This is a genomic window from Calothrix anomala FACHB-343, assembly GCF_014696435.1.
GTDB classification, from domain to species: domain Bacteria; phylum Cyanobacteriota; class Cyanobacteriia; order Cyanobacteriales; family Nostocaceae; genus Aulosira; species Aulosira anomala_A.
In genome coordinates, this window is sequence record NZ_JACJQG010000020.1 from 22,500 (window position 1) to 45,342 (window position 22,843).

18 protein-coding genes are annotated in these 22,843 nt (G+C 41.3%); 6 read left to right on the forward strand and 12 right to left on the reverse strand.

Annotated features, from left to right (window positions below):
• Window positions 1–61 precede the first annotated feature (61 nt).
• From H6G08_RS13475 to purE, 4 genes are all read right to left on the reverse strand, one after another.
• The gene (locus H6G08_RS13475) at window positions 62–1,420 is read right to left on the reverse strand and encodes an ammonium transporter (protein ID WP_242046151.1); all 1,359 of its coding nucleotides are present in this window, start codon (window positions 1,418–1,420) and stop codon (window positions 62–64) included.
• 533 nt (window positions 1,421–1,953) lie between these two features.
• On the reverse strand, window positions 1,954–2,178 hold the full coding sequence (locus H6G08_RS13480; protein ID WP_313941852.1) for a YnfA family protein: 225 nt from the start codon (window positions 2,176–2,178) through the stop codon (window positions 1,954–1,956).
• Window positions 2,179–2,393: 215 nt separating this feature from the next.
• Window positions 2,394–3,998 (reverse strand): ammonium transporter, encoded by a 1,605-nt coding sequence (locus tag H6G08_RS13485; RefSeq protein ID WP_190543230.1) that lies wholly within the window; start codon window positions 3,996–3,998, stop codon window positions 2,394–2,396.
• A gap of 919 nt (window positions 3,999–4,917) precedes the next feature.
• Entirely contained in the window at window positions 4,918–5,436 is a 519-nt protein-coding gene (gene purE / locus H6G08_RS13490) for a 5-(carboxyamino)imidazole ribonucleotide mutase (protein WP_190543065.1), read from the reverse strand.
• Window positions 5,437–5,524: 88 nt separating this feature from the next.
• Here purE and nagA point away from each other — a divergent pair, with 88 nt between their 5' ends.
• From nagA to H6G08_RS13505, 3 genes are all read left to right on the forward strand, one after another.
• On the forward strand, window positions 5,525–6,700 hold the full coding sequence (gene nagA, locus H6G08_RS13495; RefSeq protein WP_190543067.1) for an N-acetylglucosamine-6-phosphate deacetylase: 1,176 nt from the start codon (window positions 5,525–5,527) through the stop codon (window positions 6,698–6,700).
• 642 nt (window positions 6,701–7,342) lie between these two features.
• Window positions 7,343–8,059: a Crp/Fnr family transcriptional regulator gene (locus tag H6G08_RS13500; RefSeq protein WP_199322562.1), complete on the forward strand. Its 717-nt coding sequence runs from the start codon at window positions 7,343–7,345 to the stop codon at window positions 8,057–8,059.
• A gap of 451 nt (window positions 8,060–8,510) precedes the next feature.
• A complete protein-coding gene (locus H6G08_RS13505; RefSeq protein ID WP_190543070.1) occupies window positions 8,511–8,708 on the forward strand; it encodes a hypothetical protein in 198 nt (65 codons plus the stop codon).
• A gap of 570 nt (window positions 8,709–9,278) precedes the next feature.
• On the opposite strand, the gene H6G08_RS13510 is transcribed toward H6G08_RS13505, so the two are convergent.
• Window positions 9,279–11,360, reverse strand: a complete 2,082-nt coding sequence (locus H6G08_RS13510; protein WP_190543072.1) for a cation:proton antiporter domain-containing protein — start codon at window positions 11,358–11,360, stop codon at window positions 9,279–9,281.
• Window positions 11,361–11,987: 627 nt separating this feature from the next.
• Here H6G08_RS13510 and bchM point away from each other — a divergent pair.
• Window positions 11,988–12,674: a magnesium protoporphyrin IX methyltransferase gene (bchM, locus tag H6G08_RS13515; protein WP_190543074.1), complete on the forward strand. Its 687-nt coding sequence runs from the start codon at window positions 11,988–11,990 to the stop codon at window positions 12,672–12,674.
• A gap of 90 nt (window positions 12,675–12,764) precedes the next feature.
• Here the strand turns inward: bchM and H6G08_RS13520 are convergent, their stop codons facing one another.
• Window positions 12,765–14,033, reverse strand: coding sequence for an HhoA/HhoB/HtrA family serine endopeptidase (locus H6G08_RS13520; RefSeq protein ID WP_190543076.1), 1,269 nt, complete (start codon window positions 14,031–14,033; stop codon window positions 12,765–12,767).
• Window positions 14,034–14,276: 243 nt separating this feature from the next.
• Complete coding sequence (gene leuS / locus H6G08_RS13525) at window positions 14,277–16,904, reverse strand: leucine--tRNA ligase (protein ID WP_190543236.1); 2,628 nt, start codon at window positions 16,902–16,904, stop codon at window positions 14,277–14,279.
• 538 nt (window positions 16,905–17,442) lie between these two features.
• On the opposite strand from leuS, the gene H6G08_RS13530 reads away from it, so the two are divergent.
• The gene (locus H6G08_RS13530; protein WP_190543079.1) at window positions 17,443–17,895 is read left to right on the forward strand and encodes a gamma-glutamylcyclotransferase family protein; all 453 of its coding nucleotides are present in this window, start codon (window positions 17,443–17,445) and stop codon (window positions 17,893–17,895) included.
• Window positions 17,896–17,931: 36 nt separating this feature from the next.
• On the opposite strand, the gene H6G08_RS13535 is transcribed toward H6G08_RS13530, so the two are convergent.
• From H6G08_RS13535 to H6G08_RS13545, 3 genes are all read right to left on the reverse strand, one after another.
• The gene (locus tag H6G08_RS13535) at window positions 17,932–18,558 is read right to left on the reverse strand and encodes an anti-sigma factor family protein (protein ID WP_190543082.1); all 627 of its coding nucleotides are present in this window, start codon (window positions 18,556–18,558) and stop codon (window positions 17,932–17,934) included.
• Window positions 18,559–18,725: 167 nt separating this feature from the next.
• Window positions 18,726–19,382 carry an RNA polymerase sigma factor SigG gene (gene sigG / locus H6G08_RS13540; RefSeq protein WP_096645412.1) on the reverse strand — a complete coding sequence of 219 codons (657 nt, stop codon included), beginning with the start codon at window positions 19,380–19,382 and terminating at the stop codon, window positions 18,726–18,728.
• 519 nt (window positions 19,383–19,901) lie between these two features.
• Window positions 19,902–20,054 (reverse strand): QAALIT motif small membrane protein, encoded by a 153-nt coding sequence (locus tag H6G08_RS13545; RefSeq protein WP_190543084.1) that lies wholly within the window; start codon window positions 20,052–20,054, stop codon window positions 19,902–19,904.
• A gap of 231 nt (window positions 20,055–20,285) precedes the next feature.
• Between H6G08_RS13545 and H6G08_RS13550 the strand changes: the two genes are divergently transcribed.
• Entirely contained in the window at window positions 20,286–21,086 is an 801-nt protein-coding gene (locus H6G08_RS13550) for a L,D-transpeptidase (protein WP_521165962.1), read from the forward strand.
• A gap of 91 nt (window positions 21,087–21,177) precedes the next feature.
• Here the strand turns inward: H6G08_RS13550 and H6G08_RS13555 are convergent, their stop codons facing one another.
• Together H6G08_RS13555 and H6G08_RS13560 are read right to left on the reverse strand one after the other, a co-directional pair.
• Entirely contained in the window at window positions 21,178–21,735 is a 558-nt protein-coding gene (locus tag H6G08_RS13555; protein ID WP_190543088.1) for a late competence development ComFB family protein, read from the reverse strand.
• Window positions 21,736–21,847: 112 nt separating this feature from the next.
• Window positions 21,848–22,783, reverse strand: coding sequence for a M23 family metallopeptidase (locus H6G08_RS13560; RefSeq protein ID WP_190543091.1), 936 nt, complete (start codon window positions 22,781–22,783; stop codon window positions 21,848–21,850).
• Window positions 22,784–22,843 lie beyond the last annotated feature (60 nt).

Consider the following 22,843-nt stretch of genomic DNA (forward strand, 5'->3'; position numbering starts at 1 on the left):
TTCTCACGCTTGATAGTCTATCGGACTTGCAGAGAAGATTAATGGTGAAGTTACCTATTGGCTATGAAACATTAACGCGATCGCTAAACTCGGAGTTGTAGCCTTCTTCTCCATGTTCGTTAATATCCAAACCTTGGTATTCGGCTTCTTCTTTGACACGCAAACCAACTGTGGCTTCAATAATCTTCAAAATTATCCAAGTACCGACTGCTGCAATTACATAGGCAATGATAATAGCTACTAGTTCAACTCCTAGTTCGCTAAAATTGCCCTTGAGTACACCATTTTTACCAGCCGAGTTGACTTCTAGGGTGGCAAAGATTGCGGTTAAAATTGCACCGACTGTACCACCAACGCCATGCACTGGGTAAGTATCTAAAGCATCGTCAACTTTTAATTTGTGCTTGAAGCTGACAGCATAGAAGCAAACAAAAGAGGTAATGAAGCCAATTAAAATCGCTGATAAAGGTGTAACAAATCCGGCTGCTGGGGTAATACCGACTAACCCAGCGACGGCTCCGGTAGCTGCACCTACTGCGGTAGGTTTACCGCGTAAAGCTGCTTCCAAAATCAACCACATTAAAGCGCCTGCTGCGGCTGAGGTATTGGTGGCGACAAAAGCTGTTGTGGCTGCATTGGTGACGAAGTTTCCAGAAGTTCCACTAGCAATAGATAATGCACTACCAGCATTAAAGCCGAACCAACCAAACCACAGCAAGCCCGCACCTAGCAAAATAAAAGGAACGTTGTGCGGTGGGCTGAGACGATCGGGATGGCTTTTACGAGGGCCAAGAACGATCGCGGCGACGAGAGCAGAAACGCCCGAACTAATGTGAACTACTGTTCCACCAGCAAAGTCAAGCGCACCCAAACCACCATACAAGCCTAAAAATCCGCCTTTAGCCCAAACCATGTGAGCTAAGGGAGTATAAATAAAGGTTGACCATAGCAGCACAAACAAAGCATAAGCTTTAAAGCTCATCCGTTCGGCGATCGCTCCAGAAATTAAGGCTGGGGTGATAATGGCAAACATGGCTTGATAAATCATGAATGCTTGGTGCGGTATTGTCCCTGCATAGGAAACAACCTCAGGCGGGTTGGAGCCTTGGAGATAACCAGTCACATCCAAGCCAACGCCATTCAAACCGAGCCACTGCAATCCACCAATAAATGGCGTTCCTGGGGCAAAGGAAAGGCTATAGCCCCACAAAACCCAGGTAACTCCGACAATGGCCATTAACACAAAGCTCATCATCAATGTGTTGAGGATATTGCGCGATCGCACAAATCCACCATAGAAAAATGCTAATCCTGGTGTCATCAACAGCACTAGTGCTGCCGAAATCAGCATAAATGCTGTATCTCCAGTATCAGCTGTCGGTGGAGGAGTAGCCGCCGCTTGGGCTAAAGCATCGCCCATGAGCGGGCCTCCTAGCAGTAATAGGGTTATCACCCCAATCATGACAACTTTCTTCAACACTTTTTTGTCCCCGATCGCCTAGATAGTTGATTTCCTTCTCCAAATTAGAGTACTTTTTTATACTCTATATTTCTTCAGGCTATCAACTTTAGTTATTTAGAAAGGTTAATAGAAATATAATACTAATTGCTTATGATAAATATTGAATAATCGTATAAAGATACAATAATTACATTTTTATATTCGATAAATGTAATGTAATGTAATTTATTTTCTCAAAATTTTTTAGCTTTTTATGGTATGTTACATTACCTTTTCACAGAGCAGTTACTACTAATCAGTACTAAATCAGTAATAAATCAGAAAGATTCTCATTAGTCTTAACAGCAAAATCAATTATTTGGGTAGTAATTTTGATTGCTCTCACCTATAAATGCTGCCATAGCTATACTCAATAACTCTTAAAATGATTAATTGTTGATATCTCAATACCAGTCTCTACAATAATGTCCGAATCAATCAGTATCGGATTTCTATATGCTGCGTCCATACATAATTACAAAGACACTAATCAAGCTGAAATATGCGCCAATTAAATCATATATATCTGGAGCTACACCGTCTACTCTCCATCCCCAAAGCATTGCCATAACTATAAATACACCACCATAAGCAGCATAAACTCTGCCAAAATTTGCAGGTTGAATGTGGCTATAATTCCATAAATAGCTAAAGCAATTCCACCCGCAATTCCCCACAAAATAGATTTACCTTCTCACAACCATAACCAAATTCAGTAACCACCTGCTATTTCAAATAAACCAGCCCAGAAAAAATAAACTAGAGACTTAATCATGTTCACTATTTTTTAGAGGGAAAATAGAAAATAAAAATCCTACCACCTGTATGAGCATCAAACTCCTAGGGGTAGGTTTTTAGCTAGAAAATCAACAGATTTGAAATTTACAACCAGTTACAGAGTATTTGGTATATCGCTACCTTGGGGAATATCTCCAGAACTATAGCCTTGAGAAAATCCGTCTGTACTGGATTCGGTAATAAATCCGCTGTAGGCTTCCATACCATGTTCGCCAATATCCAAGCCTTCCAACTCTTCTTGGCGAGTAACACGGATACCTAAGGTAGCTTTTAATGCTAGCCAAAATATACTGCTGAGAAGTACAGTAATACCACCTACAGCTAGAATGCCAACAATTTGGGGAATTAATGTGCTGAAGCCACCACCCATGAATAATCCATGCGGCCCTACTGGTTTACCTGCTAAGTCAACCATCCAAGGATAACCACCAGGCCCAACAGAAAATAAACCAACTGCTAGAGTTCCCCAAACACCACAAACTAGGTGAACTGAAGTTGCGCCTACTGGGTCGTCAATGCCAAGTTTGTCAAAGAAGGGGACAGCGAAAACTACAATTATTCCCGCAATTAAGCCAATAACTACAGAACTACCAATGCTGACGTAAGCACAAGAGGCTGTAACACCAACTAAACCTGCCAAGATACCATTGATAATCATTGATAGGTCTGGTTTACCCAAGTACAGCCAAGCTGTAATTGTCGCAGCAATACCGCCAACTGCTCCCGCCATATTGGTTGTTAAAGCAATGTGAGTAATTGCACTGGGGTCAGCAGCCATTACTGAACCGGGGTTAAAGCCAAACCAACCCAGCCAGAGAATTAAACAGCCTAAGGTAGCAATACTCATGTTGTGGCCGGGTAGGGCGACAACTTGCTTATCTTGATATTTACCAATGCGGGGGCCAAGAAATGCTGCGCCCATTAAAGCCGCCCAACCACCGACTGAGTGGACTACTGTAGAACCAGCAAAATCCCAAAAACCCATATCAGCTAACCAACCAGCACCCCAAATCCAATGTCCGGTAATGGGATAGGCAATACCTACAAGTAAGACGCTGAAAATTAAGAAGTCAACAAATTTAATTCGTTCTGCAACTGCACCAGAAACAATTGTGGCGGCTGTACCAGCAAACACTAACTGAAATAAAAACTTAGCTGCTAAAGGAACGCCTGTCCAACTCAGTGCGCTAAAAACACCTTTGTAAGCCTCGCCAGTCGCGGGACTGTTATCTTGGCCTGCAAGGAAAAATCCATTCAGCCCGATAAAATCATTGCCATCGCCAAACATCAAGCCAAAACCAATTGCCCAAAACGCTACTGTCGAGAGGGCAAATACAATCAAGTTTTTGGCTAGGACGTTCACAGCATTTTTTTGGCGACAGAAGCCGGTTTCTAACATACAAAAACCAGCGTTCATGAAGAATACCAAAAAGGCGGCGATCGCTACCCATAAAGTGTCAATCGCAATTTTTAGATCTGCTGTTGTTGGCCCGGCTGGCGCTGTAGCTGGAGCCTGAGCAACGGCTGCATATCCCCATCCCATGACGATGACAGCAGCTAATAATAGACAAGCTTGCCAATTGGGAGATAGTCGCTTAATTTTTGTGAATAGGTTAGTTTTTGATTTATATTGTGAAGTTTTAGAAACAGCCTTTATAGACCTACGCCTATTTTGTGTTTTTAATTTCTGCTTGTGCATTAAGTTGAACATCTTACTCCAAACCATTGTTAATGGGACAAATATGTCAGCACTGAAAAAACAGGGCTTGAATTGACATCAAGACAATTTTTACATTTGCATTTCAAGCAATTTGTTTGCCAACCAGAAACTCAAATAACCTAAATAAAAGTTTAAGAAACAATTGCTACTTTTGTAAATAACTTGGCAAATTTTTTGGGAGATTTCAAAAATTCGTTATTATGTCGCTCATGCAACAATCAGTCAAGTCTTTTTCATTGAATCTTTAATTTTTGAACTGTCAAGCTGAAAATCTAGACATTGCTGAATTTCGACTGCGATTAGTCACTATTTATTGTTCATTGGTTATTTGTGTTAACCAACGATAAAGTACAAAGTTTGATTGGAGAACCTGCGTTAAGAATTTAATTGCAGATAACTAATGTTTCATTACGTTCTTGTCCTGTTGGCAGGCTAGAGAACCAGAACAAATATTAAATTTACACTGAGATTAACTGATGATGGCAACTCCACTTGCTACAAAAGGTTGGTTGAGAATCCATAAAATGTTGTACTTAGGAATTAGATATATTTCTTCCTCAAGACAAATATTTATAAACTCATTGATAAATTTGATTGATTGTCTATGTTACCAAAAACATAATTCTGTATCAGGATATACGATTTGTTTTTTCTATCTCTGGCTAAAGTAGCTAGATTGGGGATCGTAGTAAACTGAATCTCTGTATTTCAGCATTTCCTGACATCACAGGCAAAATACCAAAAAAATATTAAATTTTTATACAGAAGATTAAAGAAACTTTGTTTAGAAGGTTTGGAATCTCTGTAGGGAATAAATAATAACAATACAAATATAGTAATTTTACTACATGTTAAGTAATAAAATTACAATTTACTCTCAAATTGGGTTGTAAAAATCTTACAATTCTTCTTTTAAATATTGTTCGTAACCAAGTTGTTCTAGTTTGGCTTGCTTTGTCAGAACTGATTCAGCCAATGTTTGACGGTATTTTTGGACTTTTTCAAGTAATTCTGGTTGCTGAGTCGCCAGAATTTGTACTGCTAACAAACCAGCATTTTTAGCATTACCTATGGCTACTGTGGCTACAGGTATACCAGCAGGCATTTGTACAATTGAATACAAAGAATCAACACCTTGTAAATTACGAGTAGCTACCGGCACACCAATTACTGGTAGTGGTGTTAAAGAAGCTACCATTCCCGGCAAATGGGCTGCACCACCAGCACCGGCAATAATTACTTTAATACCCCGTTGATGGGCAAGTTGCGCGTACTGCACCATGCGTTCTGGGGTACGATGAGCAGAAACGATCGCCACTTCGCGCTCAATGCCAAATTCATCACAAATTGCGATCGCATCTTTCATTGTGGGCAAGTCAGAATCACTGCCCATGATAATACCGATAAGGGGAGCCATAGGAATTTTAGATTTTGGATTATTTGGACTATTGACTATTGACTATTGACTATTGACAAATCAGATTTAGCTATTTTCCCGCCAATGTATGACTAAAGCAACACCAACTGCGATCGCGCAAAATTTAGATATCATCAATGCCAGAATTCCAGGTTATCAAGGCTTGCAAATGCTCTTGATTAATTCTCAGGGGATAATTGAGCAAATATTACCGATGACGACAGTATTTAAACGGGTTTCATCTGCTGATTTGCCAGTTTTAGATGTTGCAGGTGATTGGATTTCTTTAGGTGGTGTTGATTTGCAGATTAATGGTGCATTGGGGTTAGCATTTCCGGAATTACAAGCAGATAATGCTCACTTTTTACCAAAAATTACGCAATTTTTAGGTAATGTGGGCGTAGATGGATTTTTACCAACATTAGTCACAACTTCAATAGAAAATATCCAGCGATCGCTTTCTATCATTGCTGATTTTATTACCAGTCAAACAGCAGATGCGCAAATTCTCGGCGTACATTTAGAAGGGCCATTTTTAAATGCGCAAAAACGCGGCGCACATCCAGCAGAATACTTGTTACCTTTAACAATTGACCAAGTTAAAAGATTATTGGGCGATTATAGCCAAATTGTTAAAGTTATCACCCTCGCGCCAGAATTAGATCCCACTCACCAAGTCATCCCATATTTGCGTTCTTTGGGGATTACAGTCAGTTTAGGGCATTCTCAAGCCACAGCTGCCCAAGCTCAACAAGCTTTTAAATTGGGTGCAACAATGGTTACCCATGCCTTTAATGCTATGCCACCATTACATCATCGCGAACCAGGATTATTAGGCGCAGCCATTACCCATCCTGGTGTAATGTGTGGTTTTATTGCCGATGGGGAGCATGTGACACCAACTATGCTGCAAATTCTCCTGCGTGCTACTTCAGGATTATTTCTCGTCAGCGATGCTTTAGCACCTCTGGGGCTACCCGATGGAGTGTATCCTTGGGATAGTCGGCAGATAGAAGTCAAAAATGGCACAGCTAGATTGCCTGATGGGACTTTATCAGGGACAACATTACCTTTATTGATTGGGGTACAGAACTTGGTAAAATGGGGGATATGTGACGTAGAAAGAGCGATCGCATTAGCTACCGATGCACCGAGAAAAGCGATCGGTTTACCCGCAATTGCAACCCATCAACCCGCTAATTTATTACGCTGGCATTGGGATGAGACGACAAAAGAACTAACCTGGCAGCGATTGTTAAGCTAGATTTTGGCTATAGATAGAAAAATATCTAACTAAACCACATCTATTTTGAGAACCATAGTTTTAAAAGTAGTGGGAGCATCTTGCTCCCTACTCTGAGTAGCGGGCTAGAGAGCCATCACTACTCCAGGTTTCAAAATGGACGAAGTTTAATTAGAGATTTTGGCAAGCTTGAGCTTCAAGTTAATTTAACAATCCTTGCGGGAAGTCCCCCAGTGGAGTCTTCGTCCCTTTGGTGATGAATCTTGGGCGAATCTTGATTACACAACGAGAATGTGGGAAAATACTTATGGTTGTTGACCCACCCGACCGTATTGAACAGACAGGCTAACTTCAAAGTAGGTGTACGAACCTTGCCGCAGATAGATCGGTAGATCGGGGAATCTGAAAACCTAGCTGGTTGACCATTGTCGTAAATCCAAGGCGAGTAGGACGATAAGTAATCAAACTGTCCCAGGAAGTGGGATGGCTGCGCGGGTTCTCCCTTAAGGAGATAAACGGTGTAAACCGAGAGACGCTGTGTAAGACCAATCTGTACTTGTACAAGGAGGCAACGGCGAATGAGACGCGAAGCCCCAGACGTAGCGCAAGCGGAGTCTGTGGGTACTTCACCAGTATTAAACTTATCAATCTCAGGAGGCATCGATGATGTCTAATCATCAAGATGCAGCAATGGTTACGCAAAATAGACTGCTTGCCCAATTACCTCCTGATGAGTTAAACAGCTTATATCCTCATCTGGAGATAGTCTCCCTATCACTAGGACAAGTAATAATTGAGGCTCATGAGCCTATTCCCTATGCCTATTTTCCTGTGAATTCATTGCTGTCTCTCGTGGCAATGATGGAGGACGGTTCTACAGTCGAATCCGGCTGTATTGGACGAGAAGGAATGGCTGGCGTACCAATTATATTGGATGCAAGCACAACACCGATGCAAACGTTAGCACAAATCCCCGGAAAAGCCGTGCGGATCAAAGCAGGTATTCTCAAAGAGGCTTTCAAAACTAGCAACGCACTACAAAAGATTCTCTACCGTTATATACATACAGTAATTGTCTTAGGCTCGCAAAGTACAGGCTGTAACCGTCTTCATAATATAGAAGCTAGGCTAAGTCGCTGGTTATTGATGAGTAGTGATGGTATCGGTTCCGAGTCACTTCCCCTCACCCAAGAATTTTTATCTACGATGCTGGGTGTGCGACGTTCTGGCGTCAGCGAAACAGCGAGTAAACTGCAAAGTAGAGGCTTAATTTCTTATCAGCGAGGAAATATCCAGATTGTTGATAGAAAAGGCTTAGAAACAACCGCTTGTGAATGTTATGGCATAGTCAAAGCAGAATACCAGCGCTTGTTTAATTAAAGTGATAAGATCATCTTCATTTTGTCTGTACGCAACCGGATAGAAGAATTGGGAATGTCTATATAAACTGGATTGTTGTAGACTTTATCGCTACTTTTCTGATTTAAAGTGTGAGAAATAGGCACAGATAAGACTAATAATTTAATCTCTATGATTTGTTGATTAATGATTATTTCTTGTCTATGCGATAGTTGTTAGTTCAGAGCTTTACGAAGTTACAAAAAATTGAATTTTGGAAATATCTAAGGGCAATATAAAGATATTTATATTGTTCAAAAATGCTATTTTTTGTTTAAAAAAGATGTGATTTTATAATTTTATTTTCCAATAAATACAAATATTTCTTCAGCAATAAAATGAATATACTTAAAGGCTGAAGTTTTTATTTTAGATAATGTCAATAATATATGAAATACCATTTACCAACTGTTCATGTAAGGGAGTTACTATTATGTTTACTCTGGAAGACAACGTAATCAATCAAAAAACTGGACAATTAGGTAAAGTCATTGGTTACGGTCATCAGATCGTAAATAATGTTTATACAGTTACGCTGAAAGTTTTAGTTTCTGACAATGGTAACTCCCGCAAGCGAGTATATGTAGTGGAAGATAAAATTTCCGCATGGAGTCCTTGGTCTATGGCTTAATTTATTAAGCTAATGATGTAGTTTTAAAATTTCTACCTCTCTAAAAAAGCCATTTTTCTCAATTTTTAGATGAACTAGAGTTTGCCATACTGATGTCTACTTAGGCAAGAGTTATGGCACTTTTTTATAACCCCAAAAATCATACTCTCTAGAATTAGGGGAGCCATAGCACAAAGTAGCAAAATCAAAATAAGGTGCATTACCACGAAGTGTAATGCACCTTACATATACTTATACCAATTTGAAAAAAGAATGCAACAGATGGTAGGGGCATGGCATTGCCATGCCCTCTAGAATATATTGATGTAACACAAACATTACTTACAGCAATTTTCAGGTAAATAGACCACACTGTAGGGGCACGGCACTAGTAAAATTATTGTATGTCCCAAAAGATTGTCGGTGCCGTGCCCCTACGACAGATGTGGTTTAAATAGGTGAAAACTGCTGTAAATTAGTATTAAATTTTTTCAATAATCAAATCGGATTCCTGTATATAACCTAACAAATGACAAATGACCAATGACAAATGACAGCCCTTGCCAATTATATTTAATAACACCGAGCTACTTAAGAATTAGGCTCTCCTAACAAAACTATTGAACATTTCAATTCTCTAATTACCTGAGTTGTCACATGGCTGACAGCTAATCCCCCAGCTGTACGATAACGTACAGAACGTAGTACAGCTAAATCAAACTTCTGCGCTTCGTGAATAATGACTCTCGCAATATCATCGCCTTTAATGGTTTGAATATGAGTATTTACCTGTAACTGACCTTTATCAACGATTTCTGACAATTGAGCGGTAAATCTATCTACCAATTGTGGGGGAGTTTTGCGATCGCTCACATGTAAGAGTACCACTTCTGCTTGGTTGACATCCGCTAAAATTTGCGCGAACCTGACAGCGCCTATGGTTTGTTTGGTTAAGTCCCCAACAGGTACCATAATTCTTTGAATAGTCGCCGGACTACTTAACAAGCGTGTTACTGCTACCGGACAGTGAGAAGACCAAAACACGCTATCAATCACACTACCAAACAAACGGGCACGCAAACCAGTTGTCCGCGACCAACCCATCACCACTAAATTGGCATTTTGTTCGCGACTAGTGCGGCTAATTCCTAAAGCTGCATCATCATCTATCCGAATTACAGGCAATACTTCTACATTAAATTCCTGACTAATTTCTTTAGCCAAATTTAGTCTTTTCTTATTTTCTTCCAACGCTAGTACTAATTGCGGATCGTCCATTTGAATGTGAGCTTTAGTAATCGCTAATGGCACAATTTTCCCAGATTCATGCCGAGCTAATAAAGCTGCCATTTCTATGAGATAGCGTTGAGTTTGGGGATTATATATCGGCACTATAATAGTAAAATTTTCGGCGTGTTTTTCTAGCAATTCTTCCTCAGAACTTTCCCACCAAGTTGTCAATTTATCTGCCGCCAAATCTGCCTCAGATACTTGCAACAAAGTAGCACTTCTGGCTGTGATTACTGGCCCCATTATGGAAGTAACCAACATCAGAACAATTACACTATTTAATACACCTTCATTAATTAACCGCTCGCCAGCAGGATTGACAGTTTGATAAGCAACTAATGCTGCGGCTAGGGTTGCTGCTACTTGTGGTAACGATAACGACCACATTGTTAGCAATTCTGCATTGTTGTAACGGTAAAGTAATTTAGCTATGAATGCGGCGATAAATTTGCTACCAATTAAGGCGATGACAATCACTACAGTCAGCCAAATTGAACTGAGAGTTTTTAAGAAAGCTGGAATATCAATTAATAATCCCATGTCTATAAAAAAACATGGGATAAATAATGCACTGCCAATAAATTCAACTTTTTCTTTAACTGGACTTCTCCCTAGTACATCGTTAACAGCTAAACCTGCTAAAAATGCACCAACAATTTTTTCAACGCCAATGACTTGTGCCCCCACAGAGGCGAGAAATAATGCTAGTAATATAAATAGAAATTGATTACTTTGTTCATCTCCAGAACGCCGAAAAAACTGTTTTCCTGCCCAATCAAAGCCAAAAAGAACAACAGCAGAATATATTGCTAAACCACCTAACAAAGTTGCTAAACTTAAAGCTGAAAAATCTCCACCATGAATGCCTACACAAATTGCTAATACTAATAAAGCACCTGTATCAGTAAAAATTGTTGCCCCAATTGTGACTGTTACAGCTTCATTTGTAACAACTCCTAACCGACTCACAATTGGATATGCTAAGAGAGTATGAGAAGCTAGCAATGAACCAATTAATAGACTAGTATTCCAACTAAAGTTAAATAAACGTCCGGCAATAATACCAAAAATCAAGGGTACTATAAATGTTAAAATGCCAAAACCTATTGAGCGATTCCTGGTTCTGCGAAATTGTTCTAAATCAATTTCTAGTCCCGCTACAAACATTAAATAAATTTTCCCAATCTCCGAAAGAAGATTGATAGTTTCTGACTCAGAATTTAATAGCTTTAAGCCATTTTCTCCCAAAATTACACCTGCTACTAGTAAACCTACTAATCCAGGTAGCCGCAATCGTTCAAATATTGGCGGTACAGTCAAGATGACTGCTAAAAGAATGGTAAATGCAATAATCGGACTATTTACTAGGGATTCTAGTGCCATTGTTAATAAAAAACTCAAGAGTAAAATTAATCAATAGGAAATAATCATGACTTATCTTCATCATGCTTAATTGATAAATTTTCTAGTCAAAAGGCAGACATAAAAAATTAAATCGTTAACAGCATAAATGTTGCGATCGCTTTTCCGATTCTCTCTAAAGTTAGTTTTTTAAATATCGTTGGTAAGAAATAATTAAGCAGATTTGATAGTAAAATTGTATATTTGTCAATAGCCAATATTTAATTAGTAAAACACGCTGAACTATTAGAGCTATTAATTTTTCGCTGGTTACATATTTTCTGAGATTTTTTCGCGATCGCCATTTTTTAGTACATTAGAACTAACTGCTCTGCTAAAATGCGATCGCGCCGGATATAGTCCTAGCTAGATAGATTAAAACATCAAGTTAACATAAAATCCTTTTAAGTCTGTCAACAGTCAACAGTCAACAGTCAACAGTCAACAGTCAACAGTCAACAGCTATAAATAACAGCCTTCCCCAGGTAACTTTGTTTATCCTGACCTACTGAAGCCAATAAAAATCGAAAAATCTTTAAACAGAAACGTTCTTGGCGGTTTCCATCAATGATAATTTTAAGCATTGGGAAACCTTAGAAATCGAACTTTATGAACGCAGCCGACGATAAAACGATTGTTCGTGAATATTTCAATTCCACAGGGTTTGACCGATGGAAGCGGATATACGGCGATGGAGAAGTCAACAAAGTCCAGCTAGACATCCGCAACGGACATCAACAAACTGTGGATACAGTCATCGGCTGGTTAAAAGCTGATAACAATTTAGCAGAATTATCAATCTGCGACGCTGGATGTGGTGTAGGTAGTCTCAGCATTCCTTTAGCCACAGAAGGTGCTAAAGTCTATGCTAGCGATATTTCCGAAAAAATGGTCACAGAAGGCAAAGAAAGAGCCTTACAGACCTTGGGAAACAATGATAATCCTACCTTCGCCGTGCAAGATTTAGAATCTCTAAGTGGTAGCTATCACACGGTGATTTGCTTAGATGTTCTCATCCATTATCCCCAAGAAAAAGCAGATGAGATGATTTCTCACCTCTGTTCCTTAGCACAGTCCAGGATAATTATTAGTTTTGCACCGAAAACCTGCGCTTTAGCCTTACTCAAAAAGATTGGTAGTTTCTTTCCCGGGCCGAGTAAAACAACTCGCGCCTACTTACATCGTGAAGCTGATGTCTTGCAAATTCTCCAAAAGAATGGCTTCTCAGTACAACGAAAATCAATGACTAAAACCCGCTTCTATTTTTCTCGTATCTTAGAAGCTACTCGCGGTTAAAGTCATTAGCAAAACATGAGGATGGGCTTTTTAACCCATCCTCAACAATTTAGTTAAATTTACCTTTTTGAATTAATCCCACTGACCGCTTTATTGCACTCTATCGGGTAAAGCCCCTGGTTGCACAGCTACACTAACATTCTGCCCATTACGGCGTAAATCTAGACGCACTTGACCACCAATTTCGCTATTATCGACAAATTGTTGGATATTGCTGGGATTGGAGACTGCTTGACCATTGAGTTTTTGGATCACATCACCAGGGCGAATTCCGGCTTTAGCTGCGGGAGAATTGGGTATGACTCGCACCACTAATACCCCTTCATCCTCTTGAACATTTAAATCAAGATTGGGATCTGAGTTAATGTTTCGCTTTAATTCTGGTGTCAAGCCTACCATTTGAATTCCGAGATAAGGATGCTGTGCCTTACCTGTAGCTATCAGTTGGTTAGAAATCCGTTGGGCTGTGTTGATAGGAATAGAAAAGCCCAATCCTTGCGCACCTTGAATAATAGCTGTATTCATACCTATAACTTCACCACGGGCATTAAGTAAAGGCCCGCCAGAATTACCTGGGTTAATAGCGGCGTCAGTTTGAATAAATTGTACTCGTTTATCCGGCGCACCAATTTGATTGCTACTGCGTCCGGTGCCGCTAATAATCCCAGTGGTGACACTATTATCTAATCCTAAGGGGTTACCAATTGCGATCGCCCATTGTCCCGGTTGTAATTGGTCTGAATTCCCGATAGTTACTGTTGGTAAATTCTCTGCCTGAATTTTTACCACAGCCACATCTGTTAACTCATCTTTACCCAATACCTTACCTTGAAAGCTGCGCCCATCCTTGAGAACAACTGTCACTGTATCAGCACCATCAACTACGTGGGCATTAGTCAAAATTCGACCATCTTTACTCACGATAAACCCTGAACCTGTACCCCTTTGTACCTGTCTTTCTTGAGGTATAGGGACTTGGGAACCAAAGAAACGGCGGAAAAATGGGTCATTAAATTCCTCTGGTATCCGACTTCTCACAGTGCGGGAAGAGTTGATTCGCACCACAGCCGGGCCTACCCTTTGCACCACCTCAGTAATAAAATTCGGGTCTGTAGCTGCGGGTAATGGCGGTGCAGCATTGACTGGGCTAACTGCTAAATTTGATGCACTCTGAGATAGCTTCTCTTGGTTTCCCGCTAAATAACCACCTGCCAATGTCATCCCAGATCCCAGCAGCACCAGCGATAGAGAAGCAGCTGCTTTTTTCCAGGGTGCATAATTGTTGTGGTATTTAGCGCTATCAGTATGAGAAGAATTAGTATTTGTGAGCTTTTCTCCGTCGCGAGGTTGGTTTTGCATTTGCTATCTGGAAGGATATTTTAGATCTACTACTAATATAGATAGCGTTTTTGAAGCTTTTGTTGCAGGACTATTACGCTAGTGTGAAATACCTCTTGATGCTAAACCTGAATTTTTTACAAATTGTCTGGGCAGGTTAGTCTCAAAGACACCATCTCATCATGCACGATAACAATAAGGCATTACGAGAAAATCCCATAATGCCCTAAAAATTCTTCTTCCCTAGTCCCTAGCCCCTAGCGATTAGCCAAGGACAAAATTAACTAACTTCCCAGGGACGACAATTACCTTTTTAATCTCTTTGCCCTCAATATAACGTTGGGCAACTTCTGATTCTCTGGCATATTTCTCTAAAGCAGCTTTATCGGCTTGCGATGGCACTTGAATAGCACCGCGAGTTTTGCCCATAATTTGAATTACCAAGGTAATTTCATCAGCTACTAAAGCCGCCGGATCGAAACCAGGCCAAGATTGGGTGTGAACAGAATCCCTATTCCCTAATGAATGCCACAATTCATCAGCAATATGCGGTGCAAATGGGGCTAATAACACGACTAAAGTTTGAATTCCTTCCCCATAAACTAGTGAATTTTTGCAGCTAGCATCAGTTAAGGCATTACTCAACTTCATTAATTCGGAAATAGCGGTGTTGAATTGATATTCATCTTCCACATCTTCCGTTACTGCTTTGATGGCTGTATGAATTGCCCGCCGTAATTCTTTTTCTGGTTTCGTTAAATTTGAGATGTCAGCTTTCTTTTTCGATACCCCAGCCGCGATATAGTCTGTTACCAAGCGCCAAACCCGGTTTAAAAAGCGGAATTGTCCCTCAACATCGGCTTCATCCCACTCTAAATCTTTTTCTGGTGGCGCTTTAAACAAGATGAACATCCGCGCCGTATCTATACCGTATTTGCTAATTACATCTTCTGGCGCTACCCCGTTACCTTTGGATTTGGACATGGTAGCGTACAGCCGTTGTAATGGTTCCCCTGTTTGGGGATCGCGGGGATCGGTAGGATTAACTAAATGGGAGGGAATCCATTTATCTTTACCGCCCTTTTGGGGGTTCATGTAAGTTAAACCCTGAACCATCCCTTGAGTTAACAAGCGTTGGAAAGGTTCGTCAAAGTTCAACAAACCGCGATCGCGCAGTACTTTGGTAAAGAAGCGCGAATATAATAAATGCAAAATCGCGTGTTCAATTCCACCCACATATTGATCTACAGGCATCCAGTCATTAGTTTTACTGGAATCAAACACCTGTTTTTCGTTTTGCGCATCCGTAAACCGCAAGAAATACCACGAGGAATCAATAAAGGTATCCATCGTATCGGTTTCGCGCTTGGCTGGAGTACCACAACTAGGACATGGCACATTTACCCAGCTTTCTAACTGCGTCAATGGCGAACCACCACGCCCAGTAAATTCCACTTCTTCTGGTAACTGAACGGGTAAATCCTTTTCTGGAACTTGAACTACACCACAGTTAGGACAGTGAATCACGGGGATTGGCGCGCCCCAATACCTTTGTCGGGAAATTAACCAATCCCGCAGGCGATATTGTACCCGCACTTTGCCAAAACCTTGTTGTTCGGCATATTCCACTATGGCTTGTTTGGCATCTGTGGAAGCCATACCAGTAAATTGCCCGGAATTAATCAAAATTCCTGGTTCTGTGTAGGCTGCGTTATATTCCACCTGAATGACGTTAGAAACTTCGCCGTTTTCATCAGGAACGGTGGCAGTTAAATCTTTATCAGCAAATGCTTCTGGTTCAACAATGACAAACTCAATCGGTAAGTTGTACTTATTAGCAAACTTGAAGTCTCGTACATCGTGGGCAGGTACGCCCATAACTGCCCCTGTACCATATTCATACAGTACATAGTCAGCAATCCAAATCGGCAATTCTTCCCCAGTAAAAGGGTTGATTGCCTTACCGCCTGTGGGAATTCCCCGCTTGGGTTTATCTTCTGCAGTTCGTTCCAATTCGCTTTGATTGGCAACTTCTTGAATAAATGCTTCTACGGCTGCTTGCTGTTCCTTTGTGGTGACGCGCTTTGTTAAAGGATGTTCTGGAGCTAATACCAAATAGCTGACGCCATATACTGTATCTGGGCGCGTAGTGTAGACGCTAATTTTTTCCTCAAACCCCACAACCGGAAATTCCAGGTACGCACCTGTGGATTTACCAATCCAGTTAGCCTGCATCAATTTGACTCGTTCTGGCCAACCTGTTAATTTATCTAGGTCATTGAGTAATTCTTCGGCGTAATCGGTAATCTTAAAAAACCACTGCCGTAATAATTTCCGCTCAACTTTGGCACCGCTACGCCAGGAACGGCCTTCATTATCGACTTGTTCGTTGGCTAATACAGTTTGGTCAATAGGGTCCCAGTTCACAGCCGCTTCTTTTTGATAAGCTAACCCAGCTTCTAAGAACTGCAAGAAAATCCATTGTGTCCACTTGTAATAGTCTGGCGAACAGGTAGCTAATTCGCTGTCCCAATCAATGGACAAGCCAAGACGCTGCAATTGTTGGCGCATCTGGGCAATGTTTTGATAAGTCCACTTGGCTGGCGGGACACCTCTATCGATAGCGGCGTTTTCTGCTGGTAAACCAAAAGCATCCCATCCCATTGGGTGCAGTACCCGGTAACCTTGCATCCGCTTGAGGCGAGCAATCACATCAGTAATGGTATAATTACGAACGTGACCCATGTGTAAGCTACCCGATGGGTAAGGGAACATGGATAAAGCATAAAATTTTGGCTTGGCTGTATCACCAGGTGTTTTATCTAAGCCAAGTTCTGCCCATGTTTGTTGCCATTTTTCCTCAATGGTACCAGGGTTATAGGTCAAATCCACCAAAAAATACTCCTACTGGAATCTTTGTCTATCTTTGCCTCCATATTTTGACACTCCATCCAAGTTTTACTTGGAGGATTCTTGGGCTGACATTGCCTTTTCAGGTTACCCCCGATCGGGTCTTACATATCATGTCTAGTCCGAGCTTACTAGAATTACGTGATTAATCGCGTCTCTAGTTGCCCTGTTTGTGGACTACTCCCCAAGCGTTTGTCCATTTCCGGACACGTTCGCGTATGCCCTACGCTACGTGGATTACTCCAAAAGCCTTTCGTGAATTAACTCAGCCTTGTTGAAGACTTACTGCGCTGTTTTACGAGTGTTCGCTGCTCGTGGTCTTTATTTTTTTCTAGTCTGTCCTGTGGCCTACCGTAGCAGAACTCATGACTGCCGAGCCAAATTAGTTGGGCAGTTACTAGCGGCTTTTCAACCTGAAACCTTATAAATTGTATCAAAAAGCCGCCCTTTTAGGACGGGGCTTTAGACCCAGTTTTTTGGTAATAGTAGTCCAACAAATTCAGGTGGCTAAGATTGAGTTATGACTGAATTAAAAATAAAATTTTCTGGTCAAGTGCGTATTTTTGTCTATGGCACCTTAAAACCAGGTGAAGTAAATTATAAAAGATATTGTGCGGCTCAAGTAATAGATACCAAAAGAGCGATCGCCCCAGGTAAACTGTTTGCCCTACCGATGGGTTATCCAGCCATGACTCTGGAAGATAGCCAAGTTCACGGTTATTTACTTGTATTTGCCGATGGGGAAATTTTCACTCAGCTAGATGAACTGGAAGATTACCAGCCTCACCGACCAACTGATGAAAATCTTTATAACCGCCAGGAAATTGAGATTAGGGATTTACAGGGACTATCCTTAGGGTTGGCTTGGGTTTACTTTATGTGGCCACAAAGAGTCAGCCAATTCCGGGGTATCCCTCAGCCAGATGGCTGGTGGAGTGGCTGTGGTTTGACAGCCGACAAAAAGGAGTTATGATAGTTTGTTATCTATTAACTCGGCTGAACTCGGCAATTAGTTAATATTATTTTCCCAATCTGCCTGTTTCGGTTTTTGATGATTGGCAGGTTTGCTCGGAGAAGTTACTGCTGCTTTGGGAATTTCGACGACCGGGTTGTTTAAAGCCACCATTAAGGGTGATGCTGGCTCTTCAACCGCTGCAGGTTCCGACGCAGTTTGTGTTGGTTCTATGCGTTGTTGCGCTAGTTGTAAGGTTTTGCTATTTCCTCCAGGAATAATGCCTGTGAGGGAGCCAATCACACAAGCCGCAACTGCTGCACCACCAAATAGCCAAGTTAACTGGGAACGCCGATTGATCCGCGCCATTACATGCTGGACTGTTTTTTCTAGCGGCTGTTCGCAGGCTGGTACAGGCATAGCCTGTAAGCCTTGCCGTAGCTTTAACAATCGAGCATACAAGCATTTGACAGAGGCATCGTTTGCCAGCCATTCTTCTACTTGTTTGCGCTCGGCGGCTGTTAGTTCACCATCGAGGTAAGCACTTAATAACTCGAAGCGATCGCGCTTCATCATATCATCCATAGCACCCGTTGATTCGTTGGTAGGCATCGCTATTCCATCTGCCCAATTTTCAGGAATTTGCAAGCGAGAACGGTCATAAAACTGAGAATCAGTAGTCATCTTAACATTATTACCAATTCATACACGGGTAGAGACGGCGAATATTTTTGAGAAATTCATCAATGTTCTTCCTAATGACAGACTCTCTTTAAGACTTCTACACAATTAGTAACTATTGTTAATTAATCCTTAAATCCTGCCATGTAGCAGGGGATAGATTCTGTAGCTTAAGAGTCTAGGTAATTTTGCAACTGAGCTTGCAATCTCGATCTCGCGCGAGCAATTCTCGACTTGACTGTTCCCAAGGAAACGCCCGTAATTTCGGCAATTTCTTCGTATGCCATACCTTCGATTTCTCTGAGAACAATGGTAGTACGGAACACTTCGGGCAAATCAGCGATCGCTTCTCGCAGTTGTTCGTAAAATTCTCTGGTGGTTAGTTCTTCTTCTGGACCTGGAGTATCTCCAGCAATTTCCCAATCCATCTCGCCGTCATCTACCGAGCGGGGAGCATCCAGCGATAAGGGACTGACAACCCGCTTGCGTTTGCGCAACTCGTCGTAAAACAAGTTGGTAGCAATGCGGCTTAACCAGCCCCTAAATTTAGCTGGTTCTTGTAATCGGTTAATATTCCGATACACTCGAATCCAAACTTCTTGAGCTAAATCGGCTCTGTCAGCCCAATCTGGTGCTAAGTGGTATAACACCCGATCGACCTGTGTTTGGTAGCGACGTAATAATTCTGCAAAAGCAGCACGATCTGGGCGCAGTCCTGTTTGACAGCGCAAAATTAAATCGTGATTAGAGAGTTTGTCAACTTGCACTGATGCTTCCGGAAAATTCGCATCAACCGTTGACCAGGATACAGTAATCGATTGACTCATAGATCGTACTGGCTTTAAATCATCCCTTACTATTAGACCTGGTAATTGGCTGTATGTTCCTGAATCAGGGACGGATTTATGACTGGAACAATTTGGTATATAAGTTTAAGCCAAGCTTTGAGAATTAATTCAACCTTTTTATGACTCTATGTCTTACACAGCAAGATTCTTAGCCATAATTTACCAGATGCTAGAATTACGGCAATGTTACTTATATATGTGCTGCTCCTAATATCTGTCACATACGCTTGACATTAAGAGCAAAACTAGTTAAAGAAGAACGGGAAAAATTTGATAATGGAGAGCAAAAAAAATTGAGGTTTTTCTAGAAAATAAAACAATCTAGTGAATTGGCGATCGGCAACATTTTACCTAGAACCACAAGGCGGAATGGATTCATCATGACCTTTTTGGTGATTTTGGGGGAAATTGACCCTGATGTGGTTGATTTCCGCACCCGTTGTACTAGGAGCAAAGTAGGAATTTCTTTACTTGAGGCTGCTGTAACTACTAGGACTGTTATTTATCCGGTCTTGTGACTAAAATTGTTGCTGATGTTTCTGTTGGCTGCTGATAAGTAGCATCGGTCTGTTGTTGATTGGGTACGCGAACTTGCAAAAAGAAATTAAGGGAAAATGTAATCGTGACTGCTAGCAATAGTTTTTCAAACATGGTCTTACTCCCACACACACCATTAATGATTGATTGCTGCACCCCAATAGTTCCAAGTAATGAAGTCTCTTATTTAGAGTTATTCTTGCTGGGACTTCTGCATAGCCTTAGTGTGCCCAAAGGTATTAATAGATTCATAAGGCAACTAATAAGTATTGATAAATTTTTGATGAGTAAACGGTAAAGATAACAAATTAGCCAACCGGAAATGTCAGGGATCAATAAAAGGTGGTGGCAATGGTCAGAAATGAATCTGTAACAAAAATAATTATGTGGCTGTGTTTTGGTACAGCAATTTTGTCTCTGGCTGTCCATTGGCACGTAATAAAAGCAGGACAGCAGTTTGAGCAGCAAGCCGCTACAAAACGCAACTCATCGTCAACAGAGGCTTTAGGTGCGTCTGTACCCTCAGTTAAAAGGACACAGAGGAAATCTACATCTCAATCTCCGATGACAACAAAGTTTCATCATCCTAAGCCGGAAACTGCGAGTAAAAATGTAGCTATGGCAACTGAGGCGTCTCAAAGTAATCGATTAGTATCGCCAGAACGAAAACTTAACGCCACATCTTTTTTGCCGCAGTCACTGTTACCTCAGATTTCTGCGCAACAACAATTTTTTAATAGTAATAAACAGACAGCCGATCGCAATCAAGTAGTGGTTGATTTAAGCGATCGCCGCGCTTATGTTTTTCAACAAGAAGTTGTCATAGCAAGTTACCCAATTGCTGTGGGTAAAAAAGGTTGGGAAACGCCTACAGGTACTTTTCAAGTGATGCACAAGCAGCACAACCCTATATGGCGTCATCCAATTACTAATAAAGTATTTGAACCTGGAGCTGATAGTCCTCTCGGAGACCGATGGATTGGTTTTTGGTCAGATGGACACAACGAAATTGGTTTTCACGGTACGCCAGATAACAGCAGTATGGGAACTGCAATTTCTCATGGCTGTTTAAGAATGCGCAATCCTGATGTCCGATTGTTATACCAACAGGTAGGTGTAGGGACACAAATTGTGGTGCGCGAATAATTTTTGAAATTGGTCAACGGTCAACGGTCAACAGTCAACAGTCATTAGTCATTAATTATTTGACTATTGACTATGGACTATGGACTTTTGACTAGGAAGCAAATTGAGATTTTTCCTCAAAGGAGGGGGCGTAAGCTTGTAGCAAAGTACTAACTTGGCGTAAAACTTCTTTACCTGTGTTTTTAGGCATGACAGGGGTTCTTGTGTTATTCGGGCGATCGAGGTTACGGTCAATCGCCTCACTGATTTGCTGGGCAATTAATTCTTGAAGTTCTGCCTTAGCCCGTTGACGCTGGTAATTAGCGCCTTCTTCGGTTGTGGCGTATAGGGGCGGTAGACGGTTGAGGGCGTAAGCTGCAATATCCCCAACATCTAAGGAACTTTCGCTAGTAGCTTCGATTTCTGCTACTCTGGCGATCGCTTCTGTCAGTACCAACTCTTCCATGACGTTAATGAATTGTTTGCGAGGTACCGCCACAACTTCTCCTGTCAGTAGCGCCCCCATTAGTCGATCTAACGCCATATATTCTTCGATTGAGAGTTCCGAGGCGTTATCACAGATGCGCCCGACTTCTGCTTCCATTGCTGGTGTCAGATAACCATCCTGGAGAGCCTGTTCAACAATTTTTTCAATACTCATAACGCTCATTTTTTTTAAGCCACCGCAGCAAAGTAGGGACGGTACCAATCTAGTTTATTTTGCCTAATTATAGGCAAAATAATATACAAATGATGTACAGTCGCGATCAATATTATCTATGCTACTCAAAAATCTGAGTCCGCCAAGGTGTTGGATCAACGGATTTGCCATTAACATATAGACCCCAGTGTAAATGAGGCCCTGTTGATGCTCCTGTTGAACCGACTGCGCCGATTAACTGGCCAGCCTTGACAATTTCGCCTTCTTTAACATTAATGCGACTGAGATGCATGAAAATACTTGTCACTCCTTGACCATGATCGATACCTACGACATTGCCATGAACCCGAAAACCTTCAGATACTGTGCCAACCAAAGCTACTTTCCCTGCGGCTGGAGCAATTACAGCTGAACCCTGTGCACCAGCGTAGTCAACGCCACGATGATAATAATCATTGGCGAATTTACCATTATAGTAACGGCGTACACCATAAATTGTACTCATACGTCCAGCATTTGGCTTTAAAAACTTGCCACTCCAATATTTTTGTGGAGTTTGTAAGGCTTTAAAAGCTGCTACTCGCTTTAGTTCCAGTTCTGTAGCTTGTACTCCGGCTTTTCCTGGGGGTAAATTAATCCGTTGGACGGGAAATTTGCGATTTCGCACCTGCAAGGATAGGTTTTCTACCTGACCATCCCCAGAGATTTGGATTGTTCTAGTTCCAGGTTTTTCTAGGGGAGTGGTGGGGATAAAAGCGCGGTATTGATTGGGCGCTATTTCAAATGCTGGGTATGTTTGATCGCCAATTACCACTGTTGGGTTATTATCATTTGCTGGATTGTCTAAATTGATCTCAACTGAAATAGTATCGCCCAACTGGGGATTCTTCGGAGTTACCTCTACCTGCAATGCATCTACAGGCGCAGCTAAAGCCATGGGAAATGCTGCAAACATTCCCATAACTAAGTTTGCTGTCCAGCGATTGGCTGTCAAACCTTTGTTATTAAAACCAAGCAAGTTTTTTTGATTATTATCAGTCCGATCCTTGAGAGTCATAGAGCCACAAAAACTTTACGTCTGTGGACAACAGACTAGCTTACTACTACTCATGTTTCC